Source organism: Flavobacterium maritimum, from assembly GCF_040049085.1.
Lineage (GTDB): Bacteria > Bacteroidota > Bacteroidia > Flavobacteriales > Flavobacteriaceae > Flavobacterium > Flavobacterium maritimum.
The window spans coordinates 318,819-340,242 of record NZ_JBDLZY010000003.1 but is presented as its reverse complement, the minus strand read 5'-3'; the positions used below and the strand labels follow the sequence as shown (position 1 = coordinate 340,242).

At 35.9% G+C, this 21,424-nt stretch carries 21 protein-coding genes; 10 read left to right on the top strand and 11 right to left on the bottom strand.

From position 1 onward, the window contains the following. The 6 genes from ABEB23_RS08770 to gdhA form a co-directional block, all read right to left on the bottom strand. A complete protein-coding gene (locus tag ABEB23_RS08770) occupies positions 1 to 744 on the bottom strand; it encodes an ABC transporter ATP-binding protein (RefSeq protein ID WP_348812187.1) in 744 nt (247 codons plus the stop codon). Positions 745 to 746: 2 nt separating this feature from the next. Beyond that, positions 747 to 1,958: an efflux RND transporter periplasmic adaptor subunit gene (locus tag ABEB23_RS08765; protein WP_348812186.1), complete on the bottom strand. Its 1,212-nt coding sequence runs from the start codon at positions 1,956 to 1,958 to the stop codon at positions 747 to 749. Positions 1,959 to 1,962: 4 nt separating this feature from the next. Further along, entirely contained in the window at positions 1,963 to 3,288 is a 1,326-nt protein-coding gene (locus tag ABEB23_RS08760) for a TolC family protein (RefSeq protein ID WP_348812185.1), read from the bottom strand. 193 nt (positions 3,289 to 3,481) lie between these two features. After that, entirely contained in the window at positions 3,482 to 4,195 is a 714-nt protein-coding gene (gene recO / locus ABEB23_RS08755; protein ID WP_348812184.1) for a DNA repair protein RecO, read from the bottom strand. 74 nt (positions 4,196 to 4,269) lie between these two features. Beyond that, on the bottom strand, positions 4,270 to 6,573 hold the full coding sequence (gene porZ, locus ABEB23_RS08750; RefSeq protein ID WP_348812183.1) for a type IX secretion system anionic LPS delivery protein PorZ: 2,304 nt from the start codon (positions 6,571 to 6,573) through the stop codon (positions 4,270 to 4,272). A gap of 131 nt (positions 6,574 to 6,704) precedes the next feature. Then, complete coding sequence (gene gdhA / locus ABEB23_RS08745; RefSeq protein ID WP_348812182.1) at positions 6,705 to 8,048, bottom strand: NADP-specific glutamate dehydrogenase; 1,344 nt, start codon at positions 8,046 to 8,048, stop codon at positions 6,705 to 6,707. Between the two features lie 321 nt (positions 8,049 to 8,369). Between gdhA and ABEB23_RS08740 the strand changes: the two genes are divergently transcribed. Further along, positions 8,370 to 9,173, top strand: coding sequence for a THC0290_0291 family protein (locus tag ABEB23_RS08740; RefSeq protein ID WP_348812333.1), 804 nt, complete (start codon positions 8,370 to 8,372; stop codon positions 9,171 to 9,173). Between the two features lie 78 nt (positions 9,174 to 9,251). Here the strand turns inward: ABEB23_RS08740 and ABEB23_RS08735 are convergent, their stop codons facing one another. Continuing rightward, complete coding sequence (locus ABEB23_RS08735; RefSeq protein ID WP_348812181.1) at positions 9,252 to 10,397, bottom strand: cystathionine gamma-synthase; 1,146 nt, start codon at positions 10,395 to 10,397, stop codon at positions 9,252 to 9,254. A 104-nt stretch (positions 10,398 to 10,501) separates the two neighbouring features. Between ABEB23_RS08735 and ABEB23_RS08730 the strand changes: the two genes are divergently transcribed. Further along, a complete protein-coding gene (locus tag ABEB23_RS08730; protein ID WP_348812180.1) occupies positions 10,502 to 11,245 on the top strand; it encodes a DUF3298 and DUF4163 domain-containing protein in 744 nt (247 codons plus the stop codon). Between the two features lie 146 nt (positions 11,246 to 11,391). Here ABEB23_RS08730 and ABEB23_RS08725 read toward each other — a convergent pair whose 3' ends face one another. Further along, a complete protein-coding gene (locus ABEB23_RS08725) occupies positions 11,392 to 11,847 on the bottom strand; it encodes a DinB family protein (RefSeq protein WP_348812179.1) in 456 nt (151 codons plus the stop codon). A 76-nt stretch (positions 11,848 to 11,923) separates the two neighbouring features. Here ABEB23_RS08725 and ABEB23_RS08720 point away from each other — a divergent pair, with 76 nt between their 5' ends. From ABEB23_RS08720 to nadD, 5 genes are all read left to right on the top strand, one after another. Beyond that, positions 11,924 to 12,280 (top strand): arsenate reductase family protein, encoded by a 357-nt coding sequence (locus ABEB23_RS08720; RefSeq protein WP_348812178.1) that lies wholly within the window; start codon positions 11,924 to 11,926, stop codon positions 12,278 to 12,280. After that, a complete protein-coding gene (locus ABEB23_RS08715; RefSeq protein ID WP_348812177.1) occupies positions 12,273 to 13,154 on the top strand; it encodes a DMT family transporter in 882 nt (293 codons plus the stop codon). Before ABEB23_RS08720 ends, ABEB23_RS08715 begins: the two co-directional genes overlap by 8 nt. 82 nt (positions 13,155 to 13,236) lie before the next feature. After that, positions 13,237 to 14,097: a YicC/YloC family endoribonuclease gene (locus ABEB23_RS08710; RefSeq protein WP_348812175.1), complete on the top strand. Its 861-nt coding sequence runs from the start codon at positions 13,237 to 13,239 to the stop codon at positions 14,095 to 14,097. 50 nt (positions 14,098 to 14,147) lie between these two features. Further along, positions 14,148 to 14,720, top strand: a complete 573-nt coding sequence (gmk, locus tag ABEB23_RS08705; protein WP_348812174.1) for a guanylate kinase — start codon at positions 14,148 to 14,150, stop codon at positions 14,718 to 14,720. 89 nt (positions 14,721 to 14,809) lie between these two features. Beyond that, positions 14,810 to 15,421, top strand: a complete 612-nt coding sequence (nadD, locus tag ABEB23_RS08700) for a nicotinate (nicotinamide) nucleotide adenylyltransferase (protein ID WP_348812172.1) — start codon at positions 14,810 to 14,812, stop codon at positions 15,419 to 15,421. On the opposite strand, the gene ABEB23_RS08695 is transcribed toward nadD, so the two are convergent. Next, a complete protein-coding gene (locus tag ABEB23_RS08695) occupies positions 15,422 to 16,318 on the bottom strand; it encodes a LysR family transcriptional regulator (RefSeq protein WP_348812171.1) in 897 nt (298 codons plus the stop codon). Between the two features lie 88 nt (positions 16,319 to 16,406). On the opposite strand from ABEB23_RS08695, the gene ABEB23_RS08690 reads away from it, so the two are divergent. From ABEB23_RS08690 to ABEB23_RS08680, 3 genes are all read left to right on the top strand, one after another. After that, positions 16,407 to 17,177, top strand: a complete 771-nt coding sequence (locus tag ABEB23_RS08690) for a type 1 glutamine amidotransferase domain-containing protein (RefSeq protein ID WP_348812170.1) — start codon at positions 16,407 to 16,409, stop codon at positions 17,175 to 17,177. Between the two features lie 113 nt (positions 17,178 to 17,290). Then, positions 17,291 to 18,454 (top strand): iron-containing alcohol dehydrogenase, encoded by a 1,164-nt coding sequence (locus ABEB23_RS08685; protein ID WP_348812169.1) that lies wholly within the window; start codon positions 17,291 to 17,293, stop codon positions 18,452 to 18,454. 299 nt (positions 18,455 to 18,753) lie between these two features. Further along, entirely contained in the window at positions 18,754 to 19,749 is a 996-nt protein-coding gene (locus ABEB23_RS08680; RefSeq protein WP_348812168.1) for an NAD(P)H-dependent glycerol-3-phosphate dehydrogenase, read from the top strand. A gap of 115 nt (positions 19,750 to 19,864) precedes the next feature. Here ABEB23_RS08680 and ABEB23_RS08675 read toward each other — a convergent pair whose 3' ends face one another. Both ABEB23_RS08675 and pheS read right to left on the bottom strand, forming a co-directional pair. Further along, positions 19,865 to 20,272, bottom strand: coding sequence for a hypothetical protein (locus tag ABEB23_RS08675; RefSeq protein WP_348812167.1), 408 nt, complete (start codon positions 20,270 to 20,272; stop codon positions 19,865 to 19,867). A 114-nt stretch (positions 20,273 to 20,386) separates the two neighbouring features. Beyond that, positions 20,387 to 21,406, bottom strand: a complete 1,020-nt coding sequence (pheS, locus tag ABEB23_RS08670) for a phenylalanine--tRNA ligase subunit alpha (protein WP_348812166.1) — start codon at positions 21,404 to 21,406, stop codon at positions 20,387 to 20,389. Positions 21,407 to 21,424: the final 18 nt, after the last annotated feature.

Genomic DNA, 21,424 nt, shown 5'->3' with positions numbered 1-21,424 from the left:
TTAGTCTTCTTCTTTTGGCATCGCTGCAAGAGCTTTAGCTGCCGATTGAATATTCTCGTTAAGGCTGTCTTTTATTATATGGCCGTCTTTCAGTACAATTGTCCTTCCTGTAAAAGTGGCAATATCAGGCTCATGGGTAACAAATAATATTGTTTTTCCCTGTTTGTTGAGCTCCTGGAACAAAGCCATAATTTCATACGATGTTCTAGTATCCAAATTACCAGTAGCTTCATCCGCAAGAATCACGACCGGATCATTTACCAGAGACCTTGCAATAGCGACTCTTTGCTGTTGGCCTCCCGACAATTGTGAAGGTGTGTGATGCAATCTGCCGGAAAGATTTACTTTTTCGAGTGCTTCCAATGCTCTACTGTGTATTTCTTCTGAAGAAACGGTCCCACTGTAAAGCAAAGGCAATTCTACATTCTCTATAGCTGTCGTTCTTGCCAATAAATTATAGGATTGAAAAATAAATCCAATTTTTTCGTTTCGTATTTTGGCAAGTTCATTTTTGTTTAAATTCTTAATGGACACATTATCTATTTCATATAGTCCCACATTAGGCTGATCCAAGCATCCCAAAATATTAAGCAAAGTACTTTTCCCTGAACCGCTGGAACCCATTATTGTAACAAATTCCCCTTCTTCTATTGTAAAAGAAACCCCTTTTAAGGCATGAACAGTCTCTTCCCCCATGGTGAATGATCGTTTAAGATCTTCTATTTTTATAATTGTTTTTGCCATGATTATTTCTTTTTTCCGGGTGGTTTTGGCATAAACGGACTGTCATTGCTGCCTTCAACTTGCGTTTCTGCTTTGGAAAGTGTTTTTAGATTATAAACTAATTCCTGACCTTCTATTAATCCACTGATGACTTGTACATTTATACCATCACTGGTTCCTGTTTTTATTTCTTTTTGAGAAATTCCTTTATCATCAAGCACCCAGACCACGGCCGCATTTTTACTATTGGTGTCGTTTTTTGCAGGAGTGATTGTTTTAAGATTATGAGCGGTTTGATAGGCATTTAAAATCTGTAAATCAGGTTGAAAATTTACGGCCTTAGCTTCAATTGTAAGTATATCTTTCAATTCAAGTGTAAAAATAGAAATGGTCGCTGTTAACCCTGGCTTTAATTTTAACTCCGGATTTTCTGCTTTAATAACGACCGTGTAGGTCACAACATTGGAAGTTGTAGTAGGATTTAATCGCACTTGAGTGATTGTGCCCGAAAATTCTTCACCTTGATAAGCATCTACGGTAAAAGACACTCTTTGTCCTTGTTTTACCTGCCCGATATCGGCTTCATCTACATCAGCCTCTACTTGCATTTCCTTTAAATCTTTGGCAATTGTAAATAAAGTTGGCGTACTGTAACTTGCTGCTACGGTCTGACCCTCATCGACGGCTTTTGACAAAATCACCCCATCAATTGGTGAATAAATATTAGCATAACTCAAATTAGTTTTCGCTTTTTGTAAATCAGAACCGCGCTGAACTACTGTACTTTTGGCATTATTGAAATTATACAAAGCTTCATCATAATCGGACTTACTGATTACTTTACTATCAAACAATGTTTTTTGACGGCTGAAAACAGTTTGCAAATACTTCTGCTCATTTATGGCGCTATTGTACGATGCTTGGGCCTGAACCACTGCAGCATTCAAATTTGTTTTATCTAGTTCCGCAATGAGTTGGCCTTGCTTTACCACACTGTTATAGTCTACATAGATTTTTTCAACCACACCAGAAACCTGTGTCCCTACCTCAACTTGTGTAATGGGTTCGATCGTACCTGTTGCAGTAACGGTTGTAATTACGTTCCCTTTCTTCGCTTTCATCGTTTCTACTTTTATTTCGGAAGCCGTAGTCCCGGAAAAATACGCATAGCTCAGAAATACAATTCCTAAAACGGCTACTACAATGACTACTTTTTTTATTTTTTTAGTGTTCATATTCTTAAAGTTTAATTTCGTTTCCTTGATAAAATTGTAATAATTGATAGTATAAAATGTTAAGATATTTTGCCTGAATGTAATTTTGTTGCGCATTGGTATAAGTGTTTTGACTAACGACCAGATCTGTAGTACTTAAGTCATTTAACTCATACTTCTTTTGGGCCAGTTTATAAGATTCAGAAGCGGCATCCCGGGCAACTTTTGAAGCCTCTAATTGCTCTTCGGAAGCAGTGGCATTTTGCCAGGAGGTTTCTACTTTTTTATACAATTCTTTTTCAGCTGTTTGGGATTCAAGTTCTGCTTTTTCGATATTAATTTTAGCCGTCTGAACTTGAGCTTTGGTTTGATTTCTGTTAAAAATAGGAACAGAAAGTGACAGACCAACCCTTTGATTAAAATTCAAATTCATCTGGTTTAAAAAATCAAAATCTTGCGTACTGGTATAACCCGAACCCAAACTTCCGGAAAGTGATAAAGTGGGCAGAAAACCTCCTTTAGCAATATCCAAATCTTTTTCGGAGACCGATTTATTTATTAATGATGCTTTTATTTCAGGCAAATTGTTTAATGCATGCTTATAGACTTCAATTTTGTTTGGAACAACGCCAACGATTATATTTTCAGTTTCCGGACTAACAATTTCAAAAGTTTCCTCCGGACTTAATTCTAATAATTGTTTTAAAATAATAATTTGTTGGGCATAACTATTTTTGGCATCAATAAGACTATATTTATTTGTTGCTGCCTGTGAAACTGCATCGGTATAATCTTTCATCGCAATACTTCCGGCATCTAATCGTGCTTTGGCACTTGTGACTTCTTTTTCAGAAGACATCACATTGTTTTGCGCGATACTAATTCCCTCTTTACTATATAAGGCTCGGAGGTACGCCTCAGTAATACTCAGTGCAACATTATTTTTGGCCTCTTCCAGATAGAGGGAGTTTTGCTCGACCAATAACTTATTTTGCTTAATTTGATTGCTGATTTGATTTCCCTGAAATAAAGTGACCGAAGTACTTAAAACCGGACTGGTTGAATGCACTTGCTGCGCGACATAATCACTTGTAATGGGATCAATGGTGTTCCCATTGGACAAACTTTGTGAAACGCTTCCCGTCAAATCAGGTAATCTTGACGCTTTTGATTTTTCGTAATTTACTTCAGCTGTTTTAAGAGTTAATCCTACAGTTTTAATGGTAATACTTTTTTCTTTTGCATAAGCAATGCAATCTTCTAAAGACCATACTTTTACTTCATTATCCTTTTCTTGACCAAAAGAAAACAAGGAAAAGAAAAAAATCCCTATTGCTATATTTATCTTCATTTGATATTAATTTTTATCAAATTTCTTGATATAGCAACGGTAAATAAAACGAAATAGACAAACTAACCGTTTTTACATCTACAATGCCATTATGTATAGATTAAAAAAAACATGTTTATCCGAGAATCCAGAAAAACAGAAAAACTCTTCAAGATGCTAAAAATCAAAAGGTTTGCAAAATAACACAGAACGATTAAGAGAAAACTTCCTTTAAAACATCCAAAGACTTTGGTTTTTTGAATCCATCAAGATGGAAGCTGTAGTAATCAATCAGAATCTTCAGCAGAATTTGCCTTTCGATCACGTGAAAGGTTTTTTGGTCATTTTCAAATTTTAAATCAATCAGTTTTTTAAGCAATTGACTTTCGTGTTCCGTAAGAGAACTAATAGCGTGAAAAGGGGTAAATACACCTTCGGTCATTTCGAAAAAAGGCATGTCCATATCAGAAATATCAGGATAAAAGCCCAGATACTTGGTAATTTCTAAGAGTAAAATCAAATGGAAATTCGTAATTTCATCATGATTGTCCAACCAATGCATAGCTGTTTCAAGAAACGTAAAAAGTGATTCGTTTTTCTCTTCTTCGTGAATGGAATGATGCAAGATTTCGGAAACAAACATCACAATCGTACTTTTTATAATGTCAGTATGAATGGAATGAAAAGGTTCGGCTATCTTAACTTCTTTAAAATTCTCCAAAGTTCCTTTGTTTTTATGAACCGCTTCGATTTCAAGTATTGACAAAGGTTGAAAATAGGCTATTTTTTGACTTGATTTTCGGGACGAAAAAGCATCCCGCACGAAATATGATTTTAAACCATGTGAGAGTGTGAAGCATTTCACTATCAGACTTTTTTCCTGAAACTTCAAAGACGAAATTACTATGGCTTTAGTTTTTACTAACATTTAAGCGTTGGGTTTTAGGTATTGGGTCTTAGGTTTGAAATAGTGCTTTCCAACATCTAATACCCAGAACCAAATTACCTTATTATCATTACTTTTTTGACTTTGGTTTCAACTCCATCTTGGGCTGAAATAAAAATCATATACACTCCTGAGGCAACTTTGTATTTCCCGAAAGCGGTCGTATCCCATTCAATTGTCCCACCTTCTGAAGTAGTTTCATAAACCAGATTTCCTTCAATATCAGTTATTTTAATATTGGCTTTATCTAACAATCCGGCAATTTTTACAGTTCCTTCAAATTCAGGTCGCACCGGATTTGGATAAACATACACTTTACTTAAATCATCACTGGCGGCTGTAGAAATCCCTTTGAAAGAAATCAGACCTTTGGAAGTGGCTATAAACACTTCGCCTGTAGCACTATTTATATCTATGTCGTTTATAGCATTGCTCGGCAAAGGTGAATTGTTTATCGTAAAATGGTACTTGGTTTCCTGACCGTTTGGCGAGACCATGAACAAACCCGAATCGGCAGTCCCTATCCATTTATTATTCGCTCCGTCAACAACAATATCTGTTATAAACTGTTCGTATAACAATTCCTGCGCTAAATTATCTTCCAAAATAATGATAGGCGCCGTGGTCATTTGTCCTTCCGTTTGAAAATTACCAACATTTGATAAGATTCGCAATCCTTTAGTAGTTCCTATCCAAAGTTGGTTTCTGGTATCGATTGCTAATGCTCTGACATCCGTAAAAGGCAGATTCCCATTATCAGGACCTGAAGTTATTTTTTTGAAAGTGTTACTACTTTCGTTAAAACCAATAACCCCGTCACTATTGGTGCAAAACCACTTTGTGCTATTTTTATCGATAACCATTCTTCCCATGCTCGTATCTTCACTGGATTCTAATATTCCATCCATCGAATAACTTTGCCACTGTCCATTCGTTTTTAACACTTTTAGACCATTTTTGATTCTGCAATTGTTAACCCATAGATTTCCTGATTTATCGAATGCAGCTCCATTTATCCTCACATCAATATAATCCGGCCCAACAAATAATATGGATTCCAGTCCGCTATTGTCCTGATTGTATAAAAATGTCGGCACATCATCTTCAATTTTTAACAAGCCTGAAAAGAAAGAACTGGCATACACTTCTTTTTCGTTATTAGGATTTACAGTAATTCTGGCGATGGCTTTGGCACCCAAAACTTCTTCATAAGGAATGTTCAGCCAGCCGGAAGAGCTGAATTTACTTATCCCATAACTATTAGGACCATTGGGCTGATATGTATACGGATTATAATCTCCGGAGTACCCTCCATAAACTGTCCAAAGCAAACTTGAAGTGGCCTGAAGCGCAAAAATATTATTCCTGGAAGGCCCCATTGGCGTAATATTCTCAAAAGTTGTTCCGCCTGAAACTGCTCTGCTAAACAATCCGTTTTCTTTAGTCCCGATAAAAAGAGCCTCACCTATTACTGTTGCGCAAGTCAAAACAGGATTCGTATCCATAATTTGATTGCTGTTTATTTGACGCACTAATACCATTTGTTTATTATAGACCAAAACACTGGCTGGAGTAGTAATAATTAAATAATTGGCAACCGCCCTCATGTCTGAGGCAGGTTGTGCGAGAGCATTAAAACCTATAAAAGAATTAGAACCCGAGTCATATTTATGCACGTAACCAGCAGCATTAACAGCAAGAAGCTCCGTATCAAAAGTTTCTACACTTGACCAACTTCCGGCGGAGATTAGGCCCCACTGATTATAATCGATAAGGTTTTTATCGGCAATATCAGCTTTTTTAATTCCGTTCCCAGTAGATGCGTAAATAAATCCATTGAAAATAGCGGTTTGAGCAACACTAATCTCACTGCCATTATCACCAATAAAATAGGTGTCCCCAAATTGCATCGTATTCAAATTAAATTGAACGATTCCAAAATCGCAGGAAACATAAACTATTCCTTCATATTCCATGAAATGATTGATTTTTTTCATGTAAGAAGGGAGCTCTTTATTTATAATATCGACTACCTTAAGCATACTTCCGTCTGCTTCGTTGATTACTATAATTAGACCATTTTCATAACCAACTAGAGTCTTATTAAAGCTTGGGCTGTAGTATAGAGATGAGATTGTCTGGCCCGAAAGGCCATCAACTGTATTAGTTGTTTTAATTAAATTAGTAGATGTATTTTTAGAAAACAAGGCGTTTTCGGAAGCTGCAAAAACAGCAGTAGGAGATTCTGATACATCTTTAATTTCGCTATATGAAAAGTAACCTTGCCACAACAAATTGTTTTGGGAAAAACCCATTTGCGCTGCAATCAAAAACACGAAATATAAAAACCGTTTTCTCATTATTTCCAGAAGTATCGATTCGCAAATATACTACAAACGAAAGTTTTTGAATTTTGTTCTCCCAAATAAAAAAAATGCCTTCTATCCGAGCTAACACGGAAAGAAGGCATTTAAATTTTTATTGAAAAAGACTACACTACACCTTGTGCAAGCATGGCATCAGCCACTTTCACAAAACCGGCAATGTTTGCTCCTTTTACATAGTTTACATATCCATCACTGTCCACTCCATATTTTTTACATTGATTATGAATTCCAACCATAATCTCTTTTAATCTGGAGTCCACTTCTTCACTGGTCCAATTCAAACGAATCGAGTTTTGTGTCATTTCCAGTCCAGAAGCCGCAACACCTCCAGCATTAGCTGCTTTTCCAGGCGCAAAAAGCACTTTGGCTTTCAAGAACTGCTTAATAGCTTCTAAAGTACATGGCATATTAGCCGCTTCAGTTACACAAATTACACCATTTGCAATCAAGTTTTTCGCATCTTCTTCATTCAATTCATTTTGTGTAGCACAAGGAATTGCGATGTCAACTTTAACTTCCCATACACTTTTTCCTTTATGGAAAACGGCATTTGGATATTTCTCTACGTACATTTCGGCTCTGTTATCACCGCTTGCTCTCATTTCAAGCATGTATTCGATTTTGTCTCCAGATATTCCGTCAGCATCATAAATATATCCATCAGGTCCTGAAATAGTCAACACTTTCCCACCCAATTCATTTACTTTTAAGGCAACACCCCAAGCAACATTCCCAAATCCGGAAATGGCAAATGTTTTTCCTTTAACTTCATGACCAATCGTTCTAAGCATTTGCTCAGTGAAATAAACTACACCATATCCTGTAGCTTCAGGTCTTATCAATGAACCTCCATAAGCAAGTCCTTTTCCGGTCAGAACTCCCGTAAATTCATTTCTGATTCTTTTATATTGACCAAATAAATATCCAATTTCTCTGGCTCCAACACCGATATCTCCGGCTGGCACATCTAAATCCGGTCCAATATGTCTGCATAATTCAGTCATAAAAGATTGACAAAAACGCATTACCTCAGCATCCGATTTACCTTGAGGATCGAAATCAGAACCACCTTTACCACCTCCCATAGGAAGAGTTGTTAAGCTGTTCTTGAAAACTTGCTCAAAAGCAAGAAATTTAAGTACTGAAAGGTTTACCGAATTATGAAAACGGATTCCTCCTTTGTAAGGTCCGATAGCTGAATTCATCTGAATTCTAAATCCTCTATTCACTTGTATTTCTCCTTTATCATCAACCCACGGAACTCTAAATATTATAGATCTTTCAGGCTCAGCAATTCTAAGAAGCAAATTCTTACCATCGTATTTCTTACGCTCAGAAATAAAAGGGATAACAGTTTCTGCAAATTCTCTAACTGCTTGAATAAATTCAGGCTCATTTGGATTTTTTGACTCAACTTGAGCCATAAATTGATTTATTTTATCTTCCATATTGAAATAAATTACTCAAACAAAAGTTAATGTTAATAGTTTCCTTTAATTAATTAAAAAAATTAAGAAAACGTTTTCGTTGTTGTTTACAAAGATACACCTTAAAAGAATATTTGACGCAAAATTTTTCTTTTATCAGTAGAATTATCTTTTTATTAACCTATTTTGAAGAAATCTACATTTGACACGCTCTTTTCAGCGAAAACGATGTAGTTTTCGTAAACAAACATGAATTTGGCTACTTTTATTTTATTTTATTTTTATTTCTATAAATGAATGTCGATTTTATATATTTGTCGTTATTGATAACCGTTCCTTATGATGCACAAACACTTAATTGCTATAGCCCTTATCTTAATCGGTTTTTCGAATAGAGTAAGTGCGCAATTTGGCTTCTCTCATGAGATAGGAGCAATAGCTGGACCAGTTGCTTTTCAATCGGATTATGGCGAGCGTCATGACCTTACTACCAATGCAGGAAATACTGGTTTCGGAATAGGAATCATCCATTATTTGAATTTTTCGTACAAAGCAGAATGTAACTGTTATGCTCCCGAAACGTACTTTAGTGATCATTTTAAACTAAGAAGTGAGCTTTCGTACAACCAAACCAACCTGGATCATTTTGGAGAATGGGTAGAACCCGATAAAACTTCTATATACGCAGATCAATTACGCGCAATGGAAGGAAGCACAAAAGTCACTAACATAGGAATGCAGCTTGAATATTTCCCTTTAAGCATCCGTGAATTTTCGGCCACTATAGAAAGCTGGGGACCATTCGTGAGTTTAGGCGCGCAATTCAGCTATTATAATGCAGAAGCACATTCGTCAATGGGACCTCTAGGAACTCCGCTGACTACCTATCCTAAATACCTAACCCCAACTGACGGCCGCCCTTATGGTTTTTCTACAGAAAACGGATCCGTATGGTCAGTGGTATCTAGTGTGGGGACCCGTTATAAATTAAGGCCTTTATCCGATTTAATGATCGATTTAAGATTACAATATTATTTTTCAAATTGGGTTGATGGCTTAAATCCAAATCCGGATCTTTATAAAGAAAACAAAGCAAACGACTGGTTAGTATGGCTTAATGTAGGTTACATTTATTACTTACAATAGAAAGAATACCATTTCCCTCATAAAAAACAAAACCCCAACTCTATTCTGGAATTGGGGTTTTCTTATATTAAAAAGCTGTTATGCTAATGCTTGCTTTATATCTTCTATTAAATCTTCGGCGTCTTCAATACCAACACTTAATCGAACTAAATCATCCGTTATTCCCACTTCTTTTCTTTTGTCTTCCGGAATAGATGCGTGAGTCATCAAAGCAGGGTGATTGGCTAATGATTCTACACCTCCAAGCGATTCTGCTAAAGTAAAAACTTTAAGATTCTCTAAAAATGTAATAGCATCCTCTTTTTTGCCAGACTCAAAAGTAAATGAAACCATTCCTCCAAAACCACTCATTTGTTTCTTAGCGATTTCATGATACGGATGACTTGGCAATCCCGGATAATAAACCCTTTTGATTTTAGGATGGTTATTTAAGAACTCCACTACTTTTTCTCCATTCTCACAATGTCTTTGTACACGTAAATGCAAGGTTTTAATTCCTCTTAGCACCAAGAAACTATCCATAGGACCAAGTGTTGCTCCTGTAGCAAATTGCTGAAAATGCAATTGCTCTCCCAAAGCTTCATCTTTTACAATTAAAGCACCGGCAATAACATCCGAATGACCTCCCAAATATTTAGTTGCCGAATGCATTACAACATCTGCACCTAAATCCAGCGGTTTTTGTAGATATGGCGTTGCAAAAGTATTATCAACTGCAAAAAGGATTTTTTTCTCTTTGGTAATTTTGGCAATTTCCTGAATATCCGCTAATTTCATTAAAGGATTGGTTGGGGTCTCTACCCAAACCAATTTAGTGTTTTCATTGATTAAAGACTGGAATTTCTCCAAATCATTCATATCAACAAAGTGGAATTTAATTCCGGAATCTTTATAAATACGGGTAAACATTCTGTAAGTTCCACCATACAAATCATCCATCGCTATAATTTCGTCTCCCGCTTTGAACGAACGCAAAAGACAGTCCGTTGCTGCTAATCCAGATGAAAAAGCCAAACCTCTGGTCCCATTTTCAATACTTGCCAATGCGTTTTCCAAAGCAGTTCTTGTTGGATTTGCTGCTCTGCTGTATTCGTAATCCGGATTTATAGGTTTTCCCGGACTGGTTTGCACAAATGTTGATGTTTGATAAACCGGCGGCATTACTGCCCCTGTACTTGGATCATGGTGTTGCCCACCATGAATAGCTTTGGTATTGAATTTCATATATTTACAATTTTGAAACGCTTAATAATGAGACAAATTTACCGTTTAATTTATTCAAAGCAAGGAACAAGTTAATACCTTTGTATATAATTAACATTTTTGAAATGAAAAATTTAATCCTTTATACTGCACTGCTTTTGTTAATGATAAGCTGTTCTGAGGAATTAGTCTTTGAGGATCAATCATTCCAAAAGAAAACAAGTTTACCCTGCAAAGAAGACTGTCCTCACATTACTGTAAAAATTCCTATTGCAAAGGATCTTCCCGTGGTAGCCGACAGTATTAATAAAAAAGTGTTTTCTGTTTTAAAAGCAATCATTTATTTCGGCGAAAAACCATACACAGCTACCGATTACAATGGACTACTAGATTCCTTTATTGGTTCCTACGAAAAACTGCAGAAAGATTTCCCAAAAGACACTTTTGGCTGGGAAGCTGAAATCGAAGGAAATGTTATCTACCAGTCTGACAGCATTCTGAATATCGAGATTAAACATTATACATATACGGGTGGAGCTCATGGCTATCAGGGCCTTCGTTCTCTTATTTTTGATCCGGCTACCGGAAAATCCATTTCGAATAATAAACTTTTTAAAAACAAGGATCTATTTAAGGCTTTCGCCGAAAAAAAATTCAGAGCTAAATATCAAATCCCGGAAAACGGATCGATTAATGCCACTGGATACCAGTTTGAAAACGACCAATTCCACCTGCCTTTAAATATTTTTTATACTGATAAAGGACTACTGCTGTATTACAATCAGTACGAAGTTGCCTCTTATGCCGATGGTCCTAAAGATTTGTTTTTGACATACACCGAAGTAAACAACTACTTGGCTATTAAATAAAAAAGAACCATTTGAAAAAGTCAAATGGTCCTTTCTGGTGATAAAATTTCTGATTTTGTAGATTGCTCAGCCCCGATAGCAGCGGCATCTTTTTTTGAAGTTTTTTTTACCAAAAAAAAGATACAGCGGATAGCGGTAAACAGTTCCTAAAGAAACTTTCGGATACTAAACATAATTCCGATATGAAGTCCTTCGTGAAAGTTGTTAAAAATCATGGCACCTTCTGCATTCTTTAGAACAAAGCCTGTAGATGTAGGGTATTCCATAAAATTTTCAAAGATATTGTTTTCGAAATCTGCTTGGGTCTGATCAATAGTTGTAAACAATAAAGACTTGATTTGATCAACTTCGGCTTGCGTTGCGATATGCTCCGGTTTCGTTCCTTTTTTGTATTTCTCCACCATCTCGTCCGAAACCATCATAGGCAAACCGGATAATTTGTAAACTAAAATTTGTTGCGTCACGACCACATGTGCAATATTCCAAATTAAATTATTGCTGAATCCTTCCGGAATAGTATTGAGTTGTTCTAAAGAGTAGTTTTCTAAAAATGGCGCAATCATTTTTCTACTCGTTCTTGTAATATCAAATATTTGATTCATTTTTTTAAATTTTTGATAAAAATAATCATTTTCCGTGTCAAATGAATTTTCTTTGCACAAAGAAATAGCTGTTTACATGAACAAAATATATTATCTCGCGTCTTGCGATACCTGTAGAAAAATCATAAAATCATTGCCAAAAGACCACAATTTGGCTTTTCATGACATCAAGCAAAACCCTATCACCATTGAAGAGTTAGAACAAATGCGAGAACTTTCAGGAAGTTACGAAGCACTTTTTAGCAAAAAAGCACAGTTGTACAAATCAATGGATTTAAAAAACAAATCCCTCACCGAAGAAGATTTCAAAAAATACATTTTGGAACATTACACTTTTTTGAGCCGTCCGGTTTTTATCATCAACGGTAAAATTTATATTGGCAACAGCCAACAGAACATGCATCAAGTCATGCTTGCTTTAGGAAATGTCTAAAAGAAATATTGCTCTGATTGGAGCTACTTTTGTCTCAATAATTTACGGAATTACCTTTACCATTGCCAAAGACGTAATGCCAAAATACATTGACGCGTACGGATTTATTCTGCTGCGCGCCGGAGGATCAATGGTTTTATTTTGGCTCGTTTGGTTGTTTATGCCAAAAGAGAAAATTGATTTCAGTGATTTTCCAAGAATTATCGCTGCTGCCTTCTTTGGTGTAGCTTTTAATATGCTGACTTTCTTCAAAGGATTAAGTCTTACTTCGCCTATCAGCGCCGCGGTTATTATGGTTTCAACCCCCATGATTGTACTCGTCCTTTCAGCACTGATTATGAAGGAACGTATGCGAAAGCGAATGGTTTTTGGACTCATCCTCGGTTTAATCGGAACAGCTTTCCTTATTCTTTACGGAAAATCCATTGGTAGCGCAACGAATCCCGGATTGGGCAATTTTCTGGTTTTGGTCAATGCAATCTCCTATGGTTTTTATTTGATTATCGTAAAAAAATTAATGGACAAATACAATGCATTTACCTTTGTAAAATGGATTTATTTGTTTGGTTTCATTATGGTTCTGCCTTTTGGTTGGAGCGAACTTGAAGCTGTAAAATGGGCTCTGGCACCATCAGACATTTGCTGGAAAATAGTATTTGTGGTGACTATTTCCACCTTCCTGACCTATTTACTAAATTTGCTTTCGATGAAAGAACTAAAACCAACTACAGTGGCCGTTTTCATCTATTTGCAACCTTTGTTTGCAACCGTTTTTGCGATTAGTTTAGGCAAAGACGAATTATCATTTGTGAAAGTAGCTTCGGCAATTTTGATCTTTGTCGGAGTTTATTTGGTTACCCAGAAAAAAAATTAGTTTTCACTCTCACTATCAAACTATAGACTGCGACTGAACACTAAAAACTTTTAATTATCTTTGGACACTTTTAGAAAATTATATGATACAATCAATGACTGGTTTTGGTAAAGCGACTTTGCAGTTACCAACAAAAAAAATCACGGTAGAAGTAAAATCCCTCAACAGTAAAGGTTTGGATTTGAATGTAAGAATGCCTTCTCTATACCGCGAAATGGAATTGGGTTTACGCAACCAAATAGCTTTGAAGCTAGAACGAGGAAAAGTGGATTTTTCTATTTTTATCGAAAGTACCGCTGAGCAAACCTCTACCAAAGTTAATGTGCCAATCGTAAAAGCATATATCAATCAGTTAAGAGCCGTTTATGCTGATGCTGATGAGACCGAACTAATGAAAATGGCCATCCGTATGCCGGACACCATGAAAATAGAACGCGAAGAAATAGACGAAAACGACTGGATTCAGATTCAGACCGTTGTCGAAGAAGCATTGCAAAATATCTTAAACTTTCGTAAAGACGAAGGAGAGTCTCTTGAAAAAGAATTTCAATTGCGCATTGGCAACATCCGTCAATATATGACCGAAGCTTTAGAACTTGATCCGGAACGTGTTCAAGCCATTAAAGACCGTCTGCAAACTGCTATTTCAGAACTAAAAGTAAATGTTGACGAAAATCGTTTTGAACAGGAGTTGATTTACTATTTAGAAAAATTAGACATCACCGAAGAAAAAGTACGTTTGACCAACCACTTGGATTATTTTCTGGAAACCATCAACGGAAGTGAAGCCAACGGCAGAAAACTTGGTTTTATCACCCAGGAAATGGGACGTGAAATCAATACGATGGGTTCTAAGTCGAATCATGCGCAAATGCAGAAATTAGTCGTTCAGATGAAAGACGAATTAGAGAAGATTAAGGAACAGGTATTGAACGTATTGTAAATGAAATTCATAAACTTAAAGCATATTGCTTAAAGTCTAAAGTTAGAATAATGAAAAAAGGAAAATTAATCGTATTCTCGGCACCGTCTGGTTCAGGGAAAACCACCATAGTTAGACATTTATTAGGCAAAGAGGATTTGAATCTAGAGTTTTCTATTTCGGCAGCTACCCGCGAAGCACGTGGTGAAGAAGTGAATGGAAAAGATTATTACTTTATGTCTTTGGACGAGTTTAAAAAACACATCAAAAACGAAGATTTTGTTGAATGGGAAGAAGTCTACCGCGATAATTTCTATGGCACCCTAAAAAGTGAAGTAGAACGCATTTGGGCTAAAGGAAAAAACGTAATTTTTGACATTGATGTAGCCGGAGGATTGCGAATTAAACATAAATTCCCTGAAGAAACTTTAGCAGTTTTTGTAAAACCACCAAGTGTAGACGAGTTAAAAAGAAGATTAAAAGAACGTTCTACCGAAAGCGAAGACAAAATCAATATGCGTATTGCCAAAGCCTCTGTTGAACTGGCCACAGCACCACAATTTGACGTGATTATCAAAAACTATGATTTAGATATTGCATTAGAAGAAGCCTATCAACTGGTGCATAATTTTGTAAACAAATAAATTGAAGAATTAAAAGATTTAAAAATTGAAAATTACGAAATGTGATTTTTTTTTAAATCTTTTAATTTTTAAATCTTTTAATTGAATTCATGAAAGTAGGCCTCTATTTCGGAACATTTAATCCCATACATGTCGGGCATCTCATCATTGCGAATCACATGGCGGAACATGCCGGTTTAGACCAAGTCTGGATGGTGGTTACCCCACACAATCCATTAAAGAAAAAAAGCACTTTGCTAGATGATTACCATCGTTTGCAAATGGTGTACCTCGCTACCGAGGATTTCCCTAAAATCAGACCTTCTGATATTGAATTCAAGTTGTCACAGCCTAATTATACCGTAAACACTCTGGTTCATTTACAGGAAAAATTTCCTAATTATGATTTTTCATTGATTATGGGCGAAGACAATTTAAAGTCTTTACACAAATGGAAAAACTACGAAGCCATTCTGGCGCATCACGAAATTTATGTGTATCCAAGACTCGAGTCCAAAGAAGAAACAGATGAAATAAGCTCGACAGAAGCAGGGCATCTAAGCTTCAAGAACCATCCAAGAATTCACATGATTGACGCACCGGTGGTTGAAATCTCCTCGACTTTTATCAGGGCCAATATCAAAAAGGGCAAAAATGTACAACCATTATTACCTGCCAAAGTTTGGGAATATATTGATCATAATAACTTTTATAAGAAGTAATTAACCCAACACCCGTTTTAATTCCGCTTCAATACTTTCAAAAACGGCACTCAAATTATTATTTTTACCAGACAACAAATACACATTGGTAGTTGGCATTTGATTACTGTCCCATAACAATTGGAGTTTTTTATCTGCTATAAAACCCTTTGCGTTGCAGTCCCAAGTCACAGCAATTCCGGTGTTTTTTGACATAATTTCCAGCATCTCATATTCCGAAGGAATGATGTAATTAGGCACCATTGATGGTCTCTTTTTATTAAACACATGCAACCAAAACAATTTGATATGCGGAATCCTGGCATCATGACTAAACCATTTTTGGTCGTTTAACCAATTCTCTATTGCTGTTAAATTATTGCTTTTAATATTTGACTGTAAATCCGAAGCATCAATGGTAGCCGAGCCAACGATAATTTGTTTGATTTCTCCCAGCTTTTTCTGAATGGTATCAAAAGTGTCGTACTGTTGCGTAACAATTGCAACATCTAATTTCTTAGAATCAACCAATGCAAACAAGACATCATTTTCATGAAAGCTAAAATCGATAAAATCGAATTTTGAAAGCAAAGTGCTCCCCAGGCTACTCATCAAATGTCTAGAAACACCGACCGAAATTAATCTATTAGCATTAAAGGCTTTAGCACGAAAACCATTCTCAACATTTTCCAGTCGGTCTAAAGCTTCAATGATTAAATTATTAAGTAACTTAGCGTATTCTGTTGGTTCCACACCTTTGGACTTTCTATTGAAAAGTTTATAACCTACATGTGCTTCCAACATTGCTATTTGCTGACTTACAGCAGGCTGACTGATAAATAACTCTTTCGCTGCCAAAGAAAAATTTCCGTTTTTATAAACCGATTTGAAGGTTCTGTACCATTCGAGATTAACCATGATATAAATATATTTATCACAAACATAATTTAAATTATTTTTACTAATACCATGTTCGTCCCTAAATTTGCAGAAACAAAAATCAATTATGAAGAAAATTGCATTATTTACGATTATAGCATTAACAGCGAGTGGCATTAGTGCAACCGCACAAAAACAAAATAAAAAAGGGATGAAAAAAGTATTATTTGTTGTCACCAGTCACGATAAATTGGGCAACACCGGAGAAAAAACAGGATTTTGGACAGAAGAATTTGCAGCGCCTTATTACGCCTTAGCCGATAAAGGAGTAACTATTGACATTGCTACACCTTTAGGTGGACAACCACCAATTGATCCAAAAAGTGAGGATCCATCTTCAGCCACAGCGGACACCAAAAGATTTGATGCTGACACCGCACTTTTGAACCAATTAAAAAACACTAAAAAATTATCGGATGTCAATCAAGCTGATTATGACGCTGTATTTTACCCAGGAGGTCACGGCCCGCTTTGGGATTTAACTGAAGATAAAAATTCAATCGCATTAATCGAATCGTTTTATACGAATAAAAAACCAGTTGCATTTGTTTGTCATGCGCCCGCAGTCCTTAAAAGTGTAAAAGCAAACGGGGAATTCTTAGTAAAAGGAAAAAAAGTAACCGGATTCTCCAACACAGAAGAAGAAGCTATAGGTTTAACTAAAGTTGTTCCGTTTCTTTTAGAAGATGTATTACAGCAAAACGGGGCCACTTACAGTAAAGCTGCTGATTGGCAACCCTATGCCGTAGAGGATGGTTTACTAATTACAGGCCAAAATCCCGCGTCATCTAAACTGGTGGCTGAGAAACTATTAGCACAATTAAATTCAAAAAAATAAAAGAAAGTCCCTAAGATTCTAAGACGCCAAGTGGCTAAGATTTAAATTCCTTTTTAAAAAACTTAGAATATCAGAGTCTTAGAATCTTAGCAACTAATAAAAAAACAAACACTATGCTTAATTTCGAATTATACAATCCAACAAAACTGGTTTTTGGAAAAGGACAAATAGAAAAGTTAGCCACACTAGTTCCGAAAAATGCTACAATCCTACTCGCTTATGGAGGTGGAAGTATTTTTAAAAACGGCGTTCATGAGCAAGTCCGTAAGAGTTTGGAAGGTTTTGAAGTAACTGAATTTGGAGGCATCGAAGCCAATCCTCACTTTGAAACATTGATGAAAGCAGTTGAAATTATTCGGGAGAAAAAAATCGATTTTATCCTTGCTGTTGGGGGAGGAAGTGTAATCGACGGTGTAAAATTCATCTCAGCTGCTGTCCCTTTTGACGGAGATCCAATAGATATTCTCAAAAAAAGAATTCTTTTTAGAGATGTTACTAAAGTAATACCTTTTGGAACTGTTTTGACACTGCCTGCAACAGGAAGCGAAATGAACTCGGGAGCAGTTATTACAATTGAGGCCACGCAGGAAAAATTAGATTTTGGCGGATCCGCACTCTTCCCGCAATTCTCTGTTTGTGATCCAACTGTTATTGCTTCTTTACCTAAAAGACAATTGCAAAATGGGGTTATCGATGCTTATGTGCATGTATTAGAACAATATTTAACCTACCCACACGATGGTTATCTTCAAGACCGAATTGCTGAGAGTATTTTGCAAACTTTAATCCAAGTTGGCCCTCAAGTAGTTGAAACTCCAACAGATTATGCTTTGGCTTCGAATTTTATGTGGAGTTGTACCATGGCTTTAAACGGTTTAATCCAAAAAGGAGTTCCTTCGGATTGGGCAACACACATGATCGGACATGAGTTAACCGCATTATACGGAATTGATCATGCCAGAACCTTGGCTATTATTGGTCCAAGCTTGTACAAAGTTCTATTTGAAACTAAAAAAGGAAAACTGGCGCAGTACGGAAAACGCATTTTTAATCTCAGTGGCAGCGAGGACGAAATTGCTAAAGAAGCTATTAACAAAACGGTTGAATTTTATCACACCATGGGAATGCAGACCAAATTATCTGAAAACGCAAAAGATTTTGAAAAAACAGCTGATTTCATTGCCAATCGTTTCGAACAAAGAGGCTGGAAAGCTTTGGGAGAAAAACAAAATATTACTTTACAAAAAGTAAAAGAAATTGTGGAAATGAGTTATTAAATAAAAATTTCTAAACAAAATAAAAGGCGTTCTTATTTAAATAATAGGAACGCCTTTCAAAATACTAAAACAAAACTAACTAATTCAATCCGCATTTTTTTATCTTAAAAACTTTATTTATAATTACTTAGAACGTTAATTCACTGCATTTATTGTATAAAAAAATAAAAAAAATAAAAAAATAAATTATTTACCCAATGATTCTCATCGCAACCCGCATGAAATAAGGGTTTCTTGATTTAAATTTATTTGCATTATTACTGTTTTTTTAAGTACTTTTGATTAAATTTAATAAAAAAATGGCTGAAAATTTAAAATTTGCTGTAATTGGTGGAGGAAGTTGGGCAACTGCTATCACAAAAATGTTATGCGTGAATCTTTCTGAGATTTCGTGGTATATGCGTAATGATGCTGCTATAGAACACATTAAAACCTACAAACACAATCCAAATTACCTGAGCTCAGTAGAATTTGACACCAAAAAACTGAAACTTACCAACGATATCAATGAAGCTATTGCAAATGCTGATTACATCATCTTTGCTATTCCGTCTGCCTTTTTAGATGCTGAATTGAAAAAATTAACCGTTTCATTAAAAGACAAAATAATTTTCTCGGCCATTAAAGGAATTGTTCCCGAAACAAGTTTAATTGTTGGAGAACATTTTCACTTCACATACGACATCCCATACTACAATATTGGCGTAATAACAGGACCTTGCCATGCCGAAGAAGTTGCTTTAGAACGATTATCTTATCTTACTATTGCTTGTGGGGATCCTCAAAAAGCCAAAACAGTAGCCAAAAATTTATCCGGAAATTACATCAAGGCGAAGATTTCTGACGATATTATCGGAACAGAATACGCAGCCATGCTTAAAAATATTTACGCTATTGCTGCGGGAATGGCCCACGGTTTAGGGTACGGAGATAACTTCCAGGCGGTATTGATGAGCAATGCCATTCGTGAGATGAAAAAATTCATCAGAAAAGTACATAAAATGAAACGAAACATTAATGATTCCGCTTATTTGGGGGATTTATTAGTGACTGGATACTCCGTTTTTTCAAGAAACAGAATGTTCGGAAATATGATTGGAAAAGGATACACGGTACAATCCGCCATGATGGAGATGAGCATGGTTTCTGAAGGATATTATGCCACCAAAAGCGCGTACAAACTGAATCGGGGATACAAAGCTAAAACGCCAATCATTGACGCCGTTTACGAGATTCTATATGAGGGAAAAGATGCTAAATCCGTTTTTAGGGAACTAACCGAAAAACTGGATTAAATTTAGTTTTCGAATTAAACTTTTTAACGGTTCCAAATCACAATATCGAGAAGATATTTGCTTTGGGTTATTTCACCTGGAAATCCAAAAACAAGAGACAAAACACTAAATAAGCCTATTTAACCATAATCCCTTCAACGAATAAAATCGGAACCTCCTCTGTAGCCTCTTCATTGATGGAATTTGCCTTGAAAATGAATTTTTTATCATACAGCTTGTCTCCAATAAAAAAGGTCAGCATAAACTCATTATTTAAGACTAAAACACTTTTTTCAATCATTTCAATTTTTGCAACCGAAACAGCAGGAACTTCTACAAATGCATGACGTAAAAGAGATGTTTTTTTCATTTCGCCATCGATGGTTCCAAAAGCTTTAGAAACAACCATTACACTATCCAGATTAAAATCACTGTCATTAACCAAATAGACATACCATACTTTTTCCATGAAATCGTCGCTCCATTCTTGAACTGCAGCTAAAAACACGTTTTCTACCTCGGGGATGATGATATCTTTCTTCATAATAGTTTTAAAAAAATTAACTTTAAAGTCAAAAGCCACAAAATCAAAAGAGATAATTTTAAATTACCCAACTTTAGATTTTATGACTTTAACCTTTTTGACTGTATAATATATTTATATAAGCGTTTTGAATTGCTCTAAGAAACGAACGTCATTTTCGTAGAACATTCTTATATCTCCAATTTGATAAAGCAACATAGCTATACGTTCTACACCCATTCCGAATGCAAAACCATTAAATTCATCAGGATTAATCCCGCAATTTTTCAATACATTCGGGTCAACCATTCCACAACCGCCAATTTCTAACCAACCGGTTCCTTTGGTAATACGATAATCCGTTTCTGTTTTCAGCCCCCAATAAATATCAATCTCGGCACTTGGTTCCGTGAAAGGAAAATAAGATGGGCGCAAACGAATTTTTGATTTTCCGAACATTTCCTTTGTGAAATACAAAAGCGTTTGCTTTAAATCCGCAAAAGAAACATCTTTGTCAATATATAAACCTTCCACTTGATGGAAAATACAGTGCGAACGTGAAGAAACTGCCTCATTACGAAAAACCCTTCCCGGAGAAATGGTTCTGATGGGCGGTTTGTTGTTTTCCATATAACGCACTTGCACCGATGAAGTATGCGTACGCAACAAAATATCTGGATTAGTCTGAATGAAGAAAGTATCCTGCATGTCACGTGCCGGATGGTATTCCGGTAAGTTCAAGGCTGTAAAATTATGCCAATCATCTTCAATTTCCGGACCTTCGGAAACATTGAAACCAATCGTAGAAAAAATATCGATAATTTGGTTTTTAACCAATGAAATTGGGTGGCGGGAACCAATAGTTATCGGTTGAGCTGATCGTGTCAAATCGCCATAAAACCCTTTACTTTCTTCTTTGTTTTCCAAAGCTTCTTGTATTGATTTTACTTTGTCTTCGGCAGAAGTTTTAAGCAAATTGATTACTTGACCAAATTCTTTCTTTTGTTCGTTTGGAACATTTTTGAATTCAGCGAAAAGGTCTTTTAAAAGCCCCTTGCTTCCCAGGAATTTAATTCGGAATGCTTCTAATTCTGATACATTTTGAGTAGAGAAAGCTTGTGCTTCACCAATATATTCTTTTATCTTGTCTATCATCTGTCTTTTACTAAAGGT

Coding starts and splice junctions, on each gene's coding strand:
- ABEB23_RS08715 (WP_348812177.1), top strand. CDS start 12,273: ATGTCTAAAAGAAATATTGCTCTGATTGGAGCTACTTTTGTCTCAATA.
- ABEB23_RS08680 (WP_348812168.1), top strand. CDS start 18,754: ATGGCTGAAAATTTAAAATTTGCTGTAATTGGTGGAGGAAGTTGGGCA.
- ABEB23_RS08730 (WP_348812180.1), top strand. CDS start 10,502: ATGAAAAATTTAATCCTTTATACTGCACTGCTTTTGTTAATGATAAGC.
- ABEB23_RS08725 (WP_348812179.1), bottom strand. CDS start 11,847: ATGAATCAAATATTTGATATTACAAGAACGAGTAGAAAAATGATTGCG.
- recO (WP_348812184.1), bottom strand. CDS start 4,195: ATGTTAGTAAAAACTAAAGCCATAGTAATTTCGTCTTTGAAGTTTCAG.
- ABEB23_RS08685 (WP_348812169.1), top strand. CDS start 17,291: ATGCTTAATTTCGAATTATACAATCCAACAAAACTGGTTTTTGGAAAA.
- ABEB23_RS08740 (WP_348812333.1), top strand. CDS start 8,370: ATGCACAAACACTTAATTGCTATAGCCCTTATCTTAATCGGTTTTTCG.
- ABEB23_RS08770 (WP_348812187.1), bottom strand. CDS start 744: ATGGCAAAAACAATTATAAAAATAGAAGATCTTAAACGATCATTCACC.
- pheS (WP_348812166.1), bottom strand. CDS start 21,406: ATGATAGACAAGATAAAAGAATATATTGGTGAAGCACAAGCTTTCTCT.
- ABEB23_RS08765 (WP_348812186.1), bottom strand. CDS start 1,958: ATGAACACTAAAAAAATAAAAAAAGTAGTCATTGTAGTAGCCGTTTTA.
- nadD (WP_348812172.1), top strand. CDS start 14,810: ATGAAAGTAGGCCTCTATTTCGGAACATTTAATCCCATACATGTCGGG.
- ABEB23_RS08710 (WP_348812175.1), top strand. CDS start 13,237: ATGATACAATCAATGACTGGTTTTGGTAAAGCGACTTTGCAGTTACCA.
- gdhA (WP_348812182.1), bottom strand. CDS start 8,048: ATGGAAGATAAAATAAATCAATTTATGGCTCAAGTTGAGTCAAAAAAT.
- ABEB23_RS08695 (WP_348812171.1), bottom strand. CDS start 16,318: ATGGTTAATCTCGAATGGTACAGAACCTTCAAATCGGTTTATAAAAAC.
- ABEB23_RS08735 (WP_348812181.1), bottom strand. CDS start 10,397: ATGAAATTCAATACCAAAGCTATTCATGGTGGGCAACACCATGATCCA.
- ABEB23_RS08675 (WP_348812167.1), bottom strand. CDS start 20,272: ATGAAGAAAGATATCATCATCCCCGAGGTAGAAAACGTGTTTTTAGCT.
- ABEB23_RS08720 (WP_348812178.1), top strand. CDS start 11,924: ATGAACAAAATATATTATCTCGCGTCTTGCGATACCTGTAGAAAAATC.
- gmk (WP_348812174.1), top strand. CDS start 14,148: ATGAAAAAAGGAAAATTAATCGTATTCTCGGCACCGTCTGGTTCAGGG.
- ABEB23_RS08760 (WP_348812185.1), bottom strand. CDS start 3,288: ATGAAGATAAATATAGCAATAGGGATTTTTTTCTTTTCCTTGTTTTCT.
- ABEB23_RS08690 (WP_348812170.1), top strand. CDS start 16,407: ATGAAGAAAATTGCATTATTTACGATTATAGCATTAACAGCGAGTGGC.
- porZ (WP_348812183.1), bottom strand. CDS start 6,573: ATGAGAAAACGGTTTTTATATTTCGTGTTTTTGATTGCAGCGCAAATG.